The sequence below is a fragment of the Xanthomonas sp. DAR 34887 genome (assembly GCF_041245805.1).
Taxonomy (GTDB): domain Bacteria; phylum Pseudomonadota; class Gammaproteobacteria; order Xanthomonadales; family Xanthomonadaceae; genus Xanthomonas_A; species Xanthomonas_A tesorieronis.
Genome location: NZ_CP162490.1, coordinates 2,063,472 through 2,079,339 on the forward strand (window position 1 = coordinate 2,063,472; position 15,868 = coordinate 2,079,339).

Below are 15,868 nucleotides of genomic sequence, written 5' to 3' on the forward strand. Positions count from 1 at the left end.
GCGCCGCGGCCGATCTGCCAGAATCGGACGGTTTCCCGTCGATGCCGCCTCCATGACCGCTGCCGCGCTTCCTGCCTCGCCCGTCAATTCGCCGCGCCGCGTGCTGTTGGCCAGCCTGGTCGGCACCACCATCGAGTTCTTCGATTTCTACATCTACGCCACCGCCGCGGTGCTGGTGTTCCCGAAACTGTTCTTCCCCGAGGGCGACGCCGACGCGGCGCGGCTGCAGTCGCTGGCCACGTTCGCGGTGGCGTTCGTGGCGCGGCCGGTCGGCTCGGCGCTGTTCGGCCATTTCGGCGACCGCATCGGGCGCAAGGCGACGCTGGTGGCGGCGCTGCTGACCATGGGCCTGTCCACGGTGGTGATCGGGCTGTTGCCCAGCTACGCCAGCATCGGCATGTGGGCGCCGGCGCTGCTGGCGCTGTGCCGCTTCGGCCAGGGCCTGGGCCTGGGCGGCGAATGGGGCGGGGCGGTGTTGCTGGCCACCGAGAACGCGCCGCCAGGCAAGCGCGCCTGGTATGGCATGTTCCCGCAACTGGGCGCGCCGCTGGGCTTCCTGCTGTCCTCCGGGATCTTCCTGCTGCTGGGTGCGGTGCTGGACGATGCGCAGTTCATGCGCTGGGGCTGGCGCATCCCGTTCGTGGCCAGCGCGCTGCTGGTGGTGACCGGGCTGTGGGTTCGCCTGCGCATCCATGAAACCCCGGATTTCCAGAAAGCGCTGGAGCGCAACGCGCGGGTGTCGCTGCCGATGTGGACGGTGCTGTCGCGGCATGCCGGCGCGCTGCTGCTCGGCACCTTCGGCGTGTTCGCGACCTTCATGCTGTTCTATCTGATGACGGTGTTCGCGCTGGGCCACGGCACCGCGGTGCTCGGCTACGGCCGCGAGCAGTTCCTGCTGCTGCAGATGGTCGGCATCCTGTTCTTCGCCGCCGGCATCCCGCTGTCGGCGCATTACGGCGACCGCTTCGGCACGCACCGGGTGATGATCGCGGCCGGCCTGCTCATCGTGCTGTTCGGGCTGGGTTTCGCGCCGCTGTTCGGCGCTGCGCATCCCTGGCAGCTGCTGGCGTTCCTGTCGCTGGGGTCGTTGTTCATGGGCCTGACCTACGGGCCCTGCGGCACCTTGCTGGCCGAGCTGTATCCGGTGCAGGTGCGTTACACCGGCGCCTCGATGTCGTTCAACCTGGCCGGCATCATCGGCGCGGCGCCGGCGCCGTACGTGGCCAGCTGGCTGGCCAAGCACTACGGCCTGCCATGGGTCGGCTACTACCTCAGTGCCGGCGCGGCGCTGAGCCTGCTGGCGTTGCTGGTGATCGGCGCCAGGCGCCGCTGAGGCGGCACGCGCGCGCTCGCGCTCAGGCGGCGTGTTCGACCCGGTTGCGGCCGCCGGCCTTGGCCAGGTACAGGTGCTTGTCGGCCTCGGCCAACAGCGGATGCAGCGCATCGCGGCGCGCGTCGCTGGTGCACACGCCGATGCTGATGGTGATGCGCAGGCTCTGCCCGCCCACCTGCACCTGCAGCGCATCGATGCGTTGGCGCAGGGCCTCGAAATAGGCGCTGGCCGCCGGCGCGTCCAGGCCCGGCACCAGCATGCAGAATTCCTCGCCGCCGAAGCGCGCCACCAGGTCCTGCGGGCGCGCATGCGCGGCGACCGTCGTCGCCACCGCGCGCAACGCGTCGTCGCCGGCCTCGTGGCCCCAGCTGTCGTTGATGTGCTTGAAGTGGTCGATGTCGAGCATCGCCACGCTGACCGTGTCGCTGCGCGCCAGCCATTGCGGCAGCAGGCGCTGGCTCTGCTCCAGGAAATGCCGGCGGTTGGGTAGGCCGGTGAGGAAGTCGCGCGTGGCCAGGTCCTGCAGCGTGCCGATCAATTCCAACTGGTCCACGTTCTGCGACACGCGGCAGAAGAACTCCTCGCGCGAGAAGGGTTTGCGCAGGAAATCGTTGGCGCCGTTCTTGAGGAAGCGCGGCACCAGGGACGGGTCGCCATTGCCGGACAGGCCGATCACCGCCAGCTTGTCGCGGGCGCGGATCGCGCGCAGCCGGCGGGTGAACTCCACCCCTTCCATGCCCGGCATTTCCTGGTCCACCACCGCCAGGCGGATCGCCGGATTGGCCTCCACCGCCTTCAGTCCGGCGGCGCCGTCGGCGGCTTCCACCACCTGGTAGCCGTACATCGCCAGCAGGCTCGCGGCGTAGGCGCGCGCCGAGCGCGAATCGTCCACCACCAGCGCGGCGATGCTGCGGTTGCGCGCCAATCGCTGCACCAGCCAGGCCAGGTAGTCGATGCTGCCGGGCGCGTTCTTCAGCACGAAGTCGATGATCTGCTGGGTCAGCACGCGCTTGCGCAGGCTCTCGTCGTAGACCCCGCTGACCACCACCGTGGGCAGGCCGCGGGCGACGAAGAAATCCACCACCGTGTCGCGGTCACCATCGGCCAGCACCAACCCGGTCAGCGCCAGGAACCAGGAGCCGCCGTCGTCCAGCGCGTGCGCCGCTTCGGCCAGGGTCGAGACCACGGTGACCGGCAATTCCACCCGCTGCTCGATCGCCTCGCGCAGCAGCCCGGTGAACGTACGCGAATTCTCCACCAGCAGGATGCGCTGCTGGGCAGCCGCGCTTTCGCTGGCGATCGGGTAGGCCGGCAACGGTTGCAGCATGCGAGCCGCGCAAGGCGCCCTCGGGGAGTAGACCTCAGTTAGCGGCCGTGCCGCGGGCAACTTTAGGCCGTCGGGCGGCGCGCGCATGCCGCCGGCGCGTTCACCACAGCGCGTCGCGCAGCTTGTACCAGGACATCGCCGCCACCAGCAGCGGCGTGCGCAGCATGCGGCCGCCGGGGAACGGCGCGTGCGGAATCCTGGCGAACAGGTCCAGGCGCTGCGATTGCCCGGCGATGGCCGCGGCGATGGCATCGCCGGCCAGCCCGGTGGCGGCCACGCCATGCCCGGAAAAGCCCTGCGCGAAGTACACGTTCGGGGTCAGCCGGCCCCAGTGCGGCGCGCGGTTGCGGGTGATGTCGACATAGCCGCCCCACACGTAGTCCAGCCCCACTTCGCGCAACTGCGGGAACACCCGGCGCATGCGCCGGGTCATCACCCCGCGCAGGCCCGGCGGCGGCAGCGAGGAGTAGCTGGCGCGGCCGCCGAACAGCAGGCGGTGGTCGCGGCTGAGGCGGAAATAGTCCAGCGCCCAGTTCACATCGGCCACCGCCATGTCGTTGCCGATCAGTTCGCGCGCCAGCGCCGCGCCCAGCGGCGCGCTGGCGCCGATGTAGGTGCCGACCGGCATGATCCGCGATTCCAGTTCCGGCGCGATGCCGCGCAGCCAGGCGTTGCCGGCGAGTACCGCGAAATCGGCCTGCACCTCGCCGTGCGCGCTGCGCAGGATCGGCCGCGCGCCGCGCACCAGCGCGGTCACCGGCGAGTGTTCGTAGATGCGCACGCCGGCGGCCAGCGCCGCGCGTGCCAGCCCGTGCGCGTACTCGAGCGGGTGCAGGTGGCCGCTGGCCGGATCGTACATTGCGCCAAGGTAACGCTCGCTGCGCAGGTGCTGACGCAGCTGGTCGCGGTCCCACCACTGCAGCGGATAGTCGTAGCGCTGCGCCATCTCGACGATCCCGGCCTGCAGCGCGCGCACCTGGCGCGGCTTGATCGCCACATGCGCATGGCCGTCGCGCCAGTCGCAGGCGATGGCGTGGCGCTGGATACGGTCGCGCAGCAAGCGCATGCCGTCGCGCGAGAAATCGAACAGCAGCCGCGCCTCGGCGTGGCCAAGCAGCGCCTCCAGAGTGTGCTGCTCGCAGCCATAGCCGACGATGGCCTGGCCGCCGTTGCGCCCGGACGCGCCCCAGCCCACGCGCTGCGCTTCCACGATCACGACCTGGTAGCCGGCCTCGGCCAGCGCCAGCGCCGCGCTCAGCCCGGTATAGCCGGCACCGAGAATGCACACGTCGGCGCGCACCTGGCCGCGCAGCGGCGGCTGCGGCGGCAGCGGCGTGGCGCTGTCGGTGTACCAGTTGCGGGACGAGTCGGTCATTTAGGCGTGGGGATTCGGGATTGGGAATCAGGGGTTCAAAGCGTTGCGTCATGAAGAAGATCGGGGCTGTGCTTTTACGAATCCCCAATCCCGAATGCCCAATCCCGGCCCCTCACACCGTCCGCAGATACCACCGGTAATCCAGGTCGCTCACCTGCGCATGGAAATCCAGCATCTCGCGGCGTTTTTGCTGGCCGTAGACGTGGCGGAAGCGGGCGCCGAACCGATCGGCGACGAAGTCGCTGGCGAGGAAGCCGGCGATCGCGCCGCGCCAGTCCGGATCGCGGATCTGGGTCTGCGCGTAGGCATTGCCCTTTACCGCTGGGCCGGGGTCGAAGCCATGCTGCAGGCCGTGCTCGATGCCGGCCAGCACCGCCGCGGCGACCAGGTACGGATTGGCGTCGGCGCCGGCGACGCGGTGCTCGATGCGGGTATTGGCCGGATCGCTGTATGGCACCCGCATCGCCACCGTGCGGTTGTTGAAGCCCCAGCTGTCGTTGAGCGGCACGAACGCATTGGGCACGAAGCGGCGGTAGCTGTTGGCGTGCGGGGCGAACAGCAGCAGACAGTCGTCGGCGCTGCGCTGCAGGCCGCCGATGGCGTGGCGCAGCGCGTCGGCCGGCGCCTGCGCGGTGCCGGCGAAGACGTTGTCGCCGGCGTCGTCGAGCAGGCTCACGTGCAGGTGCAGGCCGCTGCCGGACTGCGCCGCGAACGGCTTGGCCATGAAGCTGGCGAGCAGGCCCTGCTGCTGTGCGACCGCCTTGATCGTGCGCTTGAGCATCAACGCATCGTCGCAGGCGGCCAGCGCGTCGGCGCGGTGCTTGAGGTTGATCTCGAACTGGCCGGGCGCGTATTCGGCGACCGCGGTATCGGCGGGGATGCTCTGCGCGCGGCAGGCCTGCGCGACTGCGTCGGTGAAGCTGCGCTGGTCGTCCAGCTCCTGCATGTAATAGACCTGGGTGCTGTCGTTGCGCAGCCCGGTGTGCGCCTGCAACGGCGGTTGCGGCCGGCCGCCGGCGTCGGCGCGCGGATCGAACAGGTAAAACTCAAGTTCCACCGCGATCACCGCGGTCAGCCCGCGCGCGTGCAGCCGCGCCAGCACCCGCGCCAGCACCTCGCGCGGCGCGAACTCCAGCGCCTGGCCGGCGTCGTCGCGCATCGCCAGCAGCAGCTGCGCCGAAGGGACCGGTGCCCACGGCACCGGCTGCAGCGTGCCGGGGACCGGGAAGCACAGCCGGTCCTCGTCGCCGATGTCGTAGCCCAGGCCGGTTTCCTCGACCGTGTTGCCGGTGATGTCGGTGGCGATCAGCGACATCGGCAGGCACACGCCGTCGCGATAGACCTTTTCCAGCGCGTCGCGGGCGATGCGCTTGCCGCGCAGCAGGCCATTGCTGTCCGGCAGCAGCAGATCGATCTGTTCGCAGCCGGGGATGCGCTGCAGGGCCTGGGCGGCATCCGGGGGCAGGGGCGGAGCGGCGTGGGTGCGGGTCATGAGGGCGGCCTGCGGGAGTGCGACGAGCTTAGCAGAGCCGGGTTCGCGTCAAGAATACTCAACAGGCCAGTGCGGCCGACGAGGAATGCACGACGCGCGCTGCGTCGGCGCGCCCGCCGCGTCGCCCTGCAATAGAGGCGCGCTATGCCCGATGCGGCACAGCCGGCATGTGCCGCCCCATCGCCATGCGCCGATGCGGCGTGTTGTAAAAATAAAACGCCCGGGGTAACTTGCGGCGACGCCACACGAGTTCTTCGCATGGCTGTATCGCCTCTGGTCGGCCTGTCGACCGATCGCAAGCTCATCGGCCAGCATCCGTTCCTGGTGGCTGGAGAAAAGTATCTGCGTGCCGCGGTCGACGGTGCCGGGGTAACGCCGGTGCTGCTGCCCTCGCTGCAGCCGCCGGTCGTGCCGCGCGACTGGCTGGCGCGGCTGGACGGCCTGCTGCTGACCGGCGCGGTCAGCAACATCGAACCGCATCACTACAGCGACGAATCCAGTTGGCCCGGCAATCCGCACGATCCGGCGCGCGACGCCAACACGTTGGAGCTGATCCCGCAGGCGATCGCGCTCGGCCTGCCGATCCTGGCGATCTGCCGCGGTTTCCAGGAAGTTAACGTGGCCCTTGGCGGCACCCTTCATCAGAAAGTGCATGCGGTGCCCGGGCTGTCGGATCATCGCGAGGACATCCAGGCGACATTGGACCTGCAGTACGCGCCGGTGCACGAGGTGACCTTGAGCGAGGGCGGCTGGCTGGCGGAAATCGCCGGTAGGGAGCGGGTGCGGGTCAACTCGCTGCACGGGCAGGGCGTGGCCCGGCTCGGCGGCGACCTGATCGTGGAGGCACGTGCGCCGGATGGGTTGATCGAGGCGTTCCGCGGCACCGGTCCGGGCTTTTTGCTGGGCGTGCAATGGCATCCGGAATGGCGCGTGCTCGACGACCCGTTCTACCTGGGCATCTTCCAATCCTTCGGCGATGCCTGTCGCCACTACGCGGCTCGCCGCAAGCACTGAAGCGATTCCTCATGGCCAGCCGACCGCGCTCGCGCAAGAACACTCCCGAACAGCAGGAAAGCTCGCTGCGCCGCTGGCTGAAGGAGCGCCACATCACCGAGGTCGAGTGCCTGGTGCCGGACATCACCGGCAACGCGCGCGGCAAGATCATTCCCGCGGCCAAGTTTTCCCACGATTACGGCACGCGCCTGCCCGAGGGCATCTTCGCCACCACCGTCACCGGCGAATATCCGGACGACTATTACGACCTGACCTCGCCGTCGGACTCGGACATGCAACTGCGCCCGGACCCGGACACGGTGCGGATGGTGCCCTGGGCCACCGACCCGACGGCGCAGGTGATCCACGACTGCTACACCAAAGATGGCCAGCCGCACGACCTAGCGCCGCGCAATGTGCTGCGCGGTGTGCTGCAGGCGTATGCGGCGATCGGCTTCAAGCCGGTGGTGGCGCCGGAGCTGGAGTTCTTTCTAGTGCAGAAGAACACCGATCCGGACTTCCCGCTGCTGCCGCCGGCCGGCCGCTCGGGGCGGCCGGAGACGGCGCGGCAGTCGTACTCGATCGACGCGGTCAACGAGTTCGACCCGATCCTGGATCTGATGTACGACTACTGCGACGCGATGGAGCTGGACGTGGACACCTTGATCCACGAATCCGGCGCGGCGCAGCTGGAGGTCAACTTCACCCATTCCGATGCGCTGTCGCGCGCCGACCAGGTGTTCCTGTTCAAGCGCACGATGCGCGAGGCGGCGATGCGCCACGGCGTCTACGCCACGTTCCTGGCCAAGCCGATGGAGAACGAGCCGGGCAGCGCGATGCACATCCACCAGAGCCTGGTCGACCGGCACGGCAAGAACGTGTTCAGCGGGCGCCGCACCGGCGAGTACAGCCGCACCTTCGGCCATTACCTGGCCGGCCTGCAGAAATACGTGCCGATGGCGATGGCGCTGCTGGCGCCGAACGTCAATTCCTACCGCCGGCTGATGTTCGGCGAGGTGTCGCCGAGCAACGTGCTGTGGGGCTTCGACAACCGCACCTGCGGGCTGCGGGTGCCGATCGACACGATCGAGAACATGCGGGTGGAGAGCCGCTTCGCCGGTTCCGACGCCAATCCGTATCTGGCGATGGCGGCGACGCTGGCCTGCGGGTTGCTGGGCATCCGCGAGAAGCTGGAGCCGACCGAGCCGATCAGCGGCAACGGCAAGGAGATGGGCTACCAGTTGCCGCGTTCGCTGGGCGAGGCGCTGGACGAGCTGGAGCGCTGCGCGCCGCTGCACGAGTTGTTGGGGCCGCGTTTCGTGCGCGCCTACATCTCGGTCAAGCGCAAGGAGTACGAGACGTTCTTCCGGGTGATCAGTTCGTGGGAGCGGGAGTTCCTGTTGTTGAACGTGTGAGTCCGCCCTTGCTTGCGATGGCGGATCGGGAAGGCTGAAATCGCCGGCCGTTGCCGTTGCCGTTGCTGTTGCTGTTGCTGTTGCTGTTGCTGTTGCTTTGCTTTTTGATCTGCCGGGCCCCCTCAGCGCGGCAGCCCCGGCGGGCGAATACCCGAAGGGCGGCGCGCAGGATGCGCGACGTTTTTCGTTGGCACATGGATGTGCCATCGAAAAATGCCCGTCGGGGCTGCGGACCCGGAGCGCGCAGCGCGGAGGGCGCGCTGCGGGGTGTGCTTTCTTTTGGTTACTTTTCTTTGCACAAGCAAAGAAAAGTGACTCGCCGCAAGGCGAAAGCTTTGCTCCTGATTTGAAGCTTTGGCGTTGGATGCATGTTGTAGGAGCGGCTTCAGCCGCGACGCTTTCTCGTAATGCCTGTCGCGGCTGAAGCCGCTCCTACAAAAGAGCGGCAGAGCAAAAGCTTTCGCGCTTTGGCGCGAGTCACTTTTCTTTGCTCGCGCAAAGAAAAGTAACCAAAAGAAAGCGCGCCCTGCCGAGCGCCTTCCGCGCTGCGCGCTCCAGGTCCGCGTCCATGACGGGGATTCGCGGAAGGGGCATCCTGCCCCTGCCGCGAACGGCGCACATCCATGTGCGCCGCCCCTGCGGGGTTTTTCCCCGCCATGGCCGCCGCTCGGAAGGGAACCCGGTAAGTCAAAAGCAAAAGCGAACGGCAACGGCCAAAGCAACGGCCAAAGCAACAGCCAAAGCAACAGCCAAAGCAACAGCCACGGCAACGGCAACGGCAACGGCCACAGCAACGGCAAGAGCAACGGCAAGAGCCAGGGCGAAAGCTGAGGCAGCGGCCACAGCCAAAACGACAGTAATAGCGACAGGCATAGCACCAGCACAGCAACGAGCATGGAGTGGACATGGATCGGATAGACACGCGGGCCCTGCAGGACCTGGATGCGGCGCATCACCTGCACCCGTTCAACGACAACGCCGCGCTGGCCGAAAAGGGCACGCGCATCCTCACCCGCGGCGATGGCGCCTACGTCTGGGATGCCGACGGCAACAAGCTGCTCGATGCCTTCGCCGGGCTGTGGTGCGTCAACCTCGGCTACGGGCGCAAGGAGCTCGGCCAGGCCGCCGCGCGGCAGATGGAACAGCTGGCGTACTACAACAGCTTCTTCCAGTGCACCACCGAACCGACCATCCGCCTCGCCGCCAAGCTCGCCGAACTCACCCCCGGCGACCTCGACCATGCCTTCTTCACCAACTCCGGCTCCGAGGCCAACGACACCATCCTGCGCCTGGTGCGGCACTTCTGGGCCGTGCAGGACCAGCCGCAGAAGAGCATCTTCATCGGCCGCCACGACGGCTACCACGGCACCACCATGGCCGGCGCCAGCCTCGGCGGCATGAAGGGCATGCACCGCCAGGGCGGCTTGCCGATTCCCGACATCCACCACATCGACCCGCCATATCCGTTCGGCGACGGCGGCGACATGGACCCGGAGGAGTACGGCCTGCTGGCCGCGCGCCGGCTCGAGGACAAGATCCTGGAACTGGGGCCGCAGCGCGTGGCCGCGTTCATCGGCGAGCCGATCATGGGCGCGATCGGCGTGTACATCCCGCCGCGCAGCTACTGGCCGGAGATCGAGCGCATCTGCCGCCGCTACGACGTGCTGCTGGTCGCCGACGAGGTGATCTGCGGCTTCGGCCGCACCGGCGAATGGTTCGGCGCGCAGCACTTCGGCTTCCAGCCGGACGTGATGACCATCGCCAAGGGCATCACCTCCGGCTATATCCCGCTCGGCGCGGCGATGTTCGGCAAGCGCGTGGCCACCGTGCTGAAGGAGCAGGGCGGCGAGCTGGCGCACGGTTGCACCTATTCGGGGCATCCGGTGTGCGCGGCGGTGGCGCTGGAGAACCTGCGCCTGCTGCAGGACGAGGGCATCGTCGCGCGCGCGCGCAGCGAGATCGCGCCGTACCTGGCGCAGCGCTGGGCCGAGCTGGGCGAGCACCGGCTGGTCGGCGAGGCGCGCATCGTCGGCATGATCGGTGCGCTGGAACTGGTCCCGGACAAGCCGGCCCGGCACTATTTCCCCGAGCGCGGCAAGGTCGGCGCGCTGTGCCGCGACCATGCGCTGCGCCGCGGCCTGATCCTGCGCGCGACCAACGATGCGATGCTGCTGTCGCCGCCGCTGATCCTCAGCCGCGCCCAGGTCGACGAACTGTTCGACAAGGCCTGGCTGGCGCTGGAGGACACCGCCCAGGCGCTGGGCAAATAGCCCGGCGCTGGTTAGTCTGGATGCGTAGTCCCGAGTCGGCCGCGCGACGCCGCGGCGTGTATCTTCCGATCTTCCCCATGGACCTGCGGAGACCTGCAATGAAGCTGCGACTGCTCACCCTTTCCCTCTCTGCGGCGCTGCTCGCCTCCTGTGGCGGTTCCGGCGGCGGCGAAGGCGGCAAGCCTGCGGCGGGCGAGGACCAGGTCCTCAACGTCTACAACTATTCGGACTACATCGCCGAGAACACCGTGCCCGAATTCGAGAAGGCCAGCGGGGTCAAGGTCACCTACGACGTGTTCGACAGCGACGAGATGGTCGAGACCAAGTTGCTGGCCGGCGGCAGCGGCTACGACGTGGTGGTGCCGACGCTGAACTTCTTCGGCCGGCAGATCCAGGCGGGCGTGTTCCTGCCGCTGGACAAGAGCAAGATCCCGAACCTGGCCAACCTGGATCCGGAGATCATGCAGCGCATCGCGCAGCAGGATCCGGGCAACAAGTACGGCGTGCCGTACATGGTCGGCACCACCGGCATCGGCTACAACGTGGACAAGGTCAAGGCCGCGTTCGGCAGCACCGACATCGCCAACAGCTGGGACCTGGTGTTCAAGCCTGAGAACATCGCCAAGCTCAAGGATTGCGGCGTCACCATCCTGGACACGCCCTCGGACCTGATCCCGATCGCGCTGCACTACCAGGGCGAGGATCCGCACACCACCGATGCGGCCAAGATCGAGAAGGCCGCGGCGCTGATCAAGAGCATCCGCCCGTACGTGCAGAACTTCCACTCCTCGCAGTACGTGACCTCGCTGGCCAACGGCAGCACCTGCCTGGCGGTGGGCTGGTCGGGCGACATCATCCAGGCGCGCGACCGCGCCGAGGAAGCCAAGAACGGCGTGCACGTGGCCTATTCGATCCCCAAGGAAGGCGCGCCGCAGTGGTTCGACATGTTGGCGATCCCCAAGGATGCCAAGCATCCGGAGAACGCCTACAAGTTCATCAACTATCTGCTGGCGCCGGAAGTGGCCGCGGCCAATTCCAACTTCATCCACTACGCCAATCCGGTGCCGAAGGCGACGCCGCTGGTGGACGAGGCGATCCGCAACGACCCGACCATCTACCCGCCGCCGGAGGTGGCGGCGAAGATGTTCACCTATTCGATCAACCCGCCCGAGGTGGACAAGCTGTATACCCGCCTGTGGACGGAGATCAAGACCGGCCGCTGAGCCGGTCGCGTCCGTGGTCCATGGCGCGGCGCTTCGGCGTCGCGCCTGCACGCAGTACGGCCGCGCCGCGCGCGGCCGCCAAAGGGGAGGACCACCGGGACGCGCACCAGCGGCGTCCCGCCAACCGCTGCCCGCAACGGGCGGCATGGAGACGACGATGAAGCGGCGAGCGATAGCGGGGATGGTGGCGGTGCTGGGCCTGGCGGGCTGCGGCGGATCGGGCCAGGGCGATGGCGCGGCGGAGGCGGCCGGCGGCGAAGCGAAGCAGTTGAACGTCTACAACTGGTCGGACTACATTGCCGAAGGCACCGTACCCGGCTTCGAGCGGCACAGCGGTATCCACGTCACCTACGACGTGTTCGACAGCAACGAGGTGCTGGAGGCCAAGTTGCTGGCCGGCGGCAGCGGCTACGACGTGGTGGTGCCGTCGCTGAGCTTCCTCGGCCGGCAGATCCAGGCCGGCGTGTTCCTGCCGCTGGACAAGAGCAAGATTCCGAACCTGGCCAATCTGGACCCGGCGATGATGCAGCGCATCGCGCAGCAGGATCCGGGCAATACCTACGCGGTGCCGTACCTGTGGGGCACCACCGGCATCGGCTACAACGTCGACAAGATCCAGGCCGCGTTCGGCAACACCGACGTGGTCGCCAGCTGGGACCTGGTGTTCAAGCCGGAGAACCTGGCCAAGCTCAAGGACTGCGGGGTGACCTTCCTCGACACCGCCTCGGAGATCGTGCCGACGGTGCTGCATTACCTGGGCGAAGATCCGAACAGCACCGACCCGAAGGTGATCGAGAAGGCCGCGGCCAAGCTCAAGGAAATCCGTCCGTACATCCAGAATTTCCATTCCTCGCAGTACATCGACGCGCTGGCCAAGGGCAGCACCTGCCTGGTGGTGGGCTGGTCCGGCGACATCCTGCAGGCGCGCGACCGCGCCGAGGAAGCCAAGAACGGCGTGCACATCGCCTATTCGATTCCCAAGGAAGGCGCGCTGCAGTTCTTCGACATGCTGGCCATTCCCAAGGACGCCAAGCATCCGGAGCAGGCCTACCAGTTCATCAACTACCTGCTGACGCCGGAAGTGGCCGCGGCCAACACCAACTTCGTCAGCTATCCGAATGCGGTGCCCAAGTCGCTGCCGCTGATCGATGCGGCCATCAGCGGCGACCGCACCATCTACCCGCCGGCGGAGGTGCAGGCCAAGTTGTTCGCGCTGGCGGTGATGCCGCCGGACGTGGACCGCCAGTACACGCGGTTGTGGACGGAGCTGAAGACCGGGCGCTGAGGCGCCTCGCCGCCGCAAGGTGGATTCCCCTCTCCCGTCGGGAGAGGGGTAGGGGTGAGGGTACGGCGCAAGCGCAAGGCCCGAACCCCGCGCTGCGCTAAATGCGCCCGACCACACGCCAGCAGCCATCGCTGCATCGACGGACACCACCCGGGATAAAGAAAGCCGCTCACAGAGCACGCCTGAACGCCGCCGCCCGCCACGCTCACACAATCTGGACCCGCCGGTACAGATACTTGTAGAGTCCGCCGTACGCCACCGTCTGGTGGACGCGCCGCCTGGCCGTGCAGTGCTGTCCCCGCACCGTCAAGCGCACCGGCGAGGATTGGTCCCAACTCCCAGGAACCTGCGACTTTGAGCAACCACGACCCAGATCCCACGCAGACGCAACGGCCGGCGGCTTCGGACGAGGCGCGCGCCGCGCCCGCCCAGGACGACGCCAAGCAGCCCGACAAGCAGTCGCCGCTGAAGAATCCCAAGGTGAAATGGACGCTGCTGCTGATCGGCCTGGTGGTGCTGATCGGCCTGGTGGCGTGGCTGATCTATTACCTCACCACCGGCCGCTACCTGCAGGAAACCAACAACGCCTATCTGCAGGCCGATTCGGTGGCGGTGGCGCCGCGGGTCAACGGCTACGTGACCGGCGTGTTCGTCGGCGACAACCAGACGGTCAAGGCCGGGCAGCCGTTGCTGCAGATCGACGAGCGCACCTACCGCGCCACGCAGCAGCAGGCGCAGGCGGTGGTCGCGGTGCGCCAGGCCGATATCGCCGCCGCCGAGGCCGGCCTGCAGGCGCAGCGTGCGACCCTGCTGCAGGCGCGCACCCAGGTCACCGCGGCCGCGGCCAGCCTGCGCTTCGCCCAGGGCGAGGCCAGGCGCTTCGCGCCGCTGGCCGCGTCCGGCGCCGATACCCACGAGCACTACGAGAGCATCGTCCATGACCGCGATCGCGCCCAGGCGCAGTACGACGCGGCCAAGGCGCAGGTGGTCGCCGCCGAAAGCCAGGTGCAGGCCGCCAGCGCGCAGCTGGACCAGGCCCGCGCCGGGCTGCAGCAGGCGCAGGCCGACGCCGATCAGGCGCAGGTGGCGATGGAAGACACGCGGCTGACCGCGCGCATCGACGGCCGCATCGGCGACAAGACCGTGCAGGTCGGCCAGTTCGTCGCCGCCGGCACCCGGCTGATGAGCGTGGTGCCGGTGGATGCGCTGTACCTGAGCGCCAACTTCAAGGAAACCCAGGTCGGGCTGATGCGGCCCGGGCAGCCGGCGCGGATCGAGGTCGATGCCTTGTCCGGGGTCGAGCTGGACGGCGTGGTCGAAAGCATCGCCCCGGGCACCGGCTCGCAGTTCGCGCTGCTGCCGCCGGAGAACGCCACCGGCAACTTCACCAAGGTGGTGCAGCGGGTGCCGGTGCGGATTCGCCTCAAGGCCGGTGCGGAGGCGCGCAAGGTGCTGGTGCCGGGCATGTCGGTGACGGTCACCGTCGATACGCGCAGCGCCAAGGACGCCAAGGAGCGGGTGGAGGAAGAGGACGCGCAGGGCCAGGATGCGGTCGCCCCGCGCGGGCGCAACCCGTGAGCGAAGCGGCCGCGGCGGCCGGTGCGCAAGCGCCGGGCAAGGCCGACGCCGGCGCCTGGCTGGCGGTTGCCGCCGGCACCATCGGCTCGTTCATGGCGACGCTGGACATCTCCATCGTCAACGCCGCGCTGCCGACCATCCAGGGCGAGGTCGGCGCCAGCGGCACCGAGGGCACCTGGATCTCGACCTCCTACCTGGTCGCCGAGATCGTGATGATCCCGCTGACCGGCTGGTTCGTGCGCACCCTCGGGCTGCGCAACTTCCTGTTGATCTGCGCGCTGCTGTTCACCTTTTTCTCGGTGGTGTGCGGGCTGTCCAACAGCCTGACGATGATGATCCTCGGCCGTGTCGGCCAGGGCTTCGCCGGCGGCGCGCTGATCCCCACCGCGCTGACCATCGTCGCCACGCGCCTGCCGCCGGCGCAGCAGACGCTGGGCACCGCGTTGTTCGGCATGACCGTGATCCTGGGCCCGGTGATCGGGCCGCTGCTGGGCGGCTGGCTCACCGAGAACGTCAGCTGGCACTACGCGTTCTTCCTCAACGTGCCGGTCTGCGCCGGCCTGGTGGCGCTGCTGCTGCTCGGGCTGCCGCACGAGCGCATGTACCTGCGCGGGCTGCTGGATGCCGACTGGCTCGGCATCTTCGGCCTGGCCGCAGGGCTGGGCGCGCTGACCGTGGTGCTGGAGGAGGGCCAGCGCGAGCGCTGGTTCGAATCCACCGAGATCGTGCTGCTGAGCGTGGTGTCGCTGGTCGGCTTCATCGCCCTGGTGGCCTCGCAGTTCTTCAGCCGGCAGCCGGTGATCCGCCTGTCGATCCTGCTGCAGCGCAGTTTCGGCGCGGTGTTCGTGATGGTGATGGCGGTGGGCATGATCCTGTTCGGGGTCATGTACATGATCCCGCAGTTCCTGGCGGTGATCTCCGGCTACAACACCGAACAATCCGGCTACGTGGTGCTGCTGTCGGGCATTCCCACGGTGCTGCTGATGCCGATGATGCCCAAGCTGCTGACCACGGTGGACGTGCGCGTGCTGGTGCTCGGCGGACTGACCTGTTTCGCCACCGCCTGCTTCGTCAACATGCATCTGACCGCCGAGTCGGTCGGCATGCACTTCGTCGCCGGGCAGCTGCTGCAGGGCTGCGGGCTGGCGCTAGCGATGATGTCGCTCAACCAGGCGGCGATTTCTTCGGTGCCGCCGGATCTGGCCGGCGACGCCTCGGGCCTGTTCAATGCGGCGCGCAACATGGGCGGCTCGATCGGCCTGGCGCTGATCTCCACCTTCCAGGAGCGGCGCATGGTGTTCCATACGCAGATGATCGGCAGCGGCACCAGCGCCAATTCGTCCCTGGCGCAGGATTACCTGCATGGCCTGGCCGCGCAGCTGCAGTCCACTTCCGGCGCCGGTGCGGCGATGCAGTCGGTGGCGCAGCTGGCGCGGATGGTGCAGCAGCAAGCGCTGGTGATGACCTACAACGACCTGTTCTGGATCTTCGGGGTGATCGTGGTGTGCACGATCCCGCTGGCGTTCCTGCTCAAGCCGCTGCCCAAGGGCGGCGCTCCGCTCGCGATGCATTGAGGA

Annotated in this window: 12 protein-coding genes; 8 read left to right on the top strand and 4 right to left on the bottom strand. The window is 68.2% G+C overall.

The window, feature by feature from the left end; translation table 11 throughout:
* Positions 1-52 precede the first annotated feature (52 nt).
* On the top strand, positions 53-1,333 hold the full coding sequence (locus AB3X08_RS08745; protein ID WP_369937660.1) for an MFS transporter: 1,281 nt from the start codon (positions 53-55) through the stop codon (positions 1,331-1,333).
* Between the two features lie 22 nt (positions 1,334-1,355).
* Here the strand turns inward: AB3X08_RS08745 and AB3X08_RS08750 are convergent, their stop codons facing one another.
* The 3 genes from AB3X08_RS08750 to AB3X08_RS08760 all read right to left on the bottom strand — a co-directional run bounded on the left by AB3X08_RS08750 (position 1,356) and on the right by AB3X08_RS08760 (position 5,527).
* A complete protein-coding gene (locus tag AB3X08_RS08750; protein ID WP_369937663.1) occupies positions 1,356-2,660 on the bottom strand; it encodes a diguanylate cyclase in 1,305 nt (434 codons plus the stop codon).
* A gap of 100 nt (positions 2,661-2,760) precedes the next feature.
* A complete protein-coding gene (locus AB3X08_RS08755) occupies positions 2,761-4,035 on the bottom strand; it encodes an NAD(P)/FAD-dependent oxidoreductase (protein WP_369937665.1) in 1,275 nt (424 codons plus the stop codon).
* Between the two features lie 112 nt (positions 4,036-4,147).
* Complete coding sequence (locus AB3X08_RS08760) at positions 4,148-5,527, bottom strand: glutamine synthetase family protein (RefSeq protein WP_369937667.1); 1,380 nt, start codon at positions 5,525-5,527, stop codon at positions 4,148-4,150.
* Between the two features lie 258 nt (positions 5,528-5,785).
* Here AB3X08_RS08760 and AB3X08_RS08765 point away from each other — a divergent pair, with 258 nt between their 5' ends.
* The gene (locus tag AB3X08_RS08765) at positions 5,786-6,541 is read left to right on the top strand and encodes a gamma-glutamyl-gamma-aminobutyrate hydrolase family protein (protein ID WP_369937669.1); all 756 of its coding nucleotides are present in this window, start codon (positions 5,786-5,788) and stop codon (positions 6,539-6,541) included.
* 11 nt (positions 6,542-6,552) lie between these two features.
* Entirely contained in the window at positions 6,553-7,935 is a 1,383-nt protein-coding gene (locus AB3X08_RS08770) for a glutamine synthetase family protein (protein WP_369937672.1), read from the top strand.
* Between the two features lie 122 nt (positions 7,936-8,057).
* Here AB3X08_RS08770 and AB3X08_RS08775 read toward each other — a convergent pair whose 3' ends face one another.
* A complete protein-coding gene (locus AB3X08_RS08775) occupies positions 8,058-8,888 on the bottom strand; it encodes a hypothetical protein (RefSeq protein WP_369937674.1) in 831 nt (276 codons plus the stop codon).
* Between AB3X08_RS08775 and AB3X08_RS08780 the strand changes: the two genes are divergently transcribed.
* The 5 genes from AB3X08_RS08780 to AB3X08_RS08800 all read left to right on the top strand — a co-directional run bounded on the left by AB3X08_RS08780 (position 8,841) and on the right by AB3X08_RS08800 (position 15,865).
* On the top strand, positions 8,841-10,205 hold the full coding sequence (locus tag AB3X08_RS08780) for an aspartate aminotransferase family protein (protein ID WP_369937676.1): 1,365 nt from the start codon (positions 8,841-8,843) through the stop codon (positions 10,203-10,205). The genes AB3X08_RS08775 and AB3X08_RS08780 overlap by 48 nt on opposite strands.
* Positions 10,206-10,303: 98 nt before the next feature.
* Positions 10,304-11,428 carry a polyamine ABC transporter substrate-binding protein gene (locus AB3X08_RS08785; RefSeq protein WP_369937677.1) on the top strand — a complete coding sequence of 375 codons (1,125 nt, stop codon included), beginning with the start codon at positions 10,304-10,306 and terminating at the stop codon, positions 11,426-11,428.
* Positions 11,429-11,585: 157 nt separating this feature from the next.
* Entirely contained in the window at positions 11,586-12,713 is a 1,128-nt protein-coding gene (locus tag AB3X08_RS08790; protein WP_369937679.1) for an extracellular solute-binding protein, read from the top strand.
* Between the two features lie 354 nt (positions 12,714-13,067).
* Positions 13,068-14,291, top strand: coding sequence for an HlyD family secretion protein (locus AB3X08_RS08795; RefSeq protein ID WP_369937681.1), 1,224 nt, complete (start codon positions 13,068-13,070; stop codon positions 14,289-14,291).
* Complete coding sequence (locus AB3X08_RS08800) at positions 14,288-15,865, top strand: DHA2 family efflux MFS transporter permease subunit (protein ID WP_369937682.1); 1,578 nt, start codon at positions 14,288-14,290, stop codon at positions 15,863-15,865. Before AB3X08_RS08795 ends, AB3X08_RS08800 begins: the two co-directional genes overlap by 4 nt.
* Positions 15,866-15,868 lie beyond the last annotated feature (3 nt).

Coding starts and splice junctions, on each gene's coding strand:
- AB3X08_RS08745 (WP_369937660.1), top strand. CDS start 53: ATGACCGCTGCCGCGCTTCCTGCCTCGCCCGTCAATTCGCCGCGCCGC.
- AB3X08_RS08750 (WP_369937663.1), bottom strand. CDS start 2,660: ATGCTGCAACCGTTGCCGGCCTACCCGATCGCCAGCGAAAGCGCGGCT.
- AB3X08_RS08755 (WP_369937665.1), bottom strand. CDS start 4,035: ATGACCGACTCGTCCCGCAACTGGTACACCGACAGCGCCACGCCGCTG.
- AB3X08_RS08760 (WP_369937667.1), bottom strand. CDS start 5,527: ATGACCCGCACCCACGCCGCTCCGCCCCTGCCCCCGGATGCCGCCCAG.
- AB3X08_RS08765 (WP_369937669.1), top strand. CDS start 5,786: ATGGCTGTATCGCCTCTGGTCGGCCTGTCGACCGATCGCAAGCTCATC.
- AB3X08_RS08770 (WP_369937672.1), top strand. CDS start 6,553: ATGGCCAGCCGACCGCGCTCGCGCAAGAACACTCCCGAACAGCAGGAA.
- AB3X08_RS08780 (WP_369937676.1), top strand. CDS start 8,841: ATGGATCGGATAGACACGCGGGCCCTGCAGGACCTGGATGCGGCGCAT.
- AB3X08_RS08775 (WP_369937674.1), bottom strand. CDS start 8,888: ATGCGCCGCATCCAGGTCCTGCAGGGCCCGCGTGTCTATCCGATCCAT.
- AB3X08_RS08785 (WP_369937677.1), top strand. CDS start 10,304: ATGAAGCTGCGACTGCTCACCCTTTCCCTCTCTGCGGCGCTGCTCGCC.
- AB3X08_RS08790 (WP_369937679.1), top strand. CDS start 11,586: ATGAAGCGGCGAGCGATAGCGGGGATGGTGGCGGTGCTGGGCCTGGCG.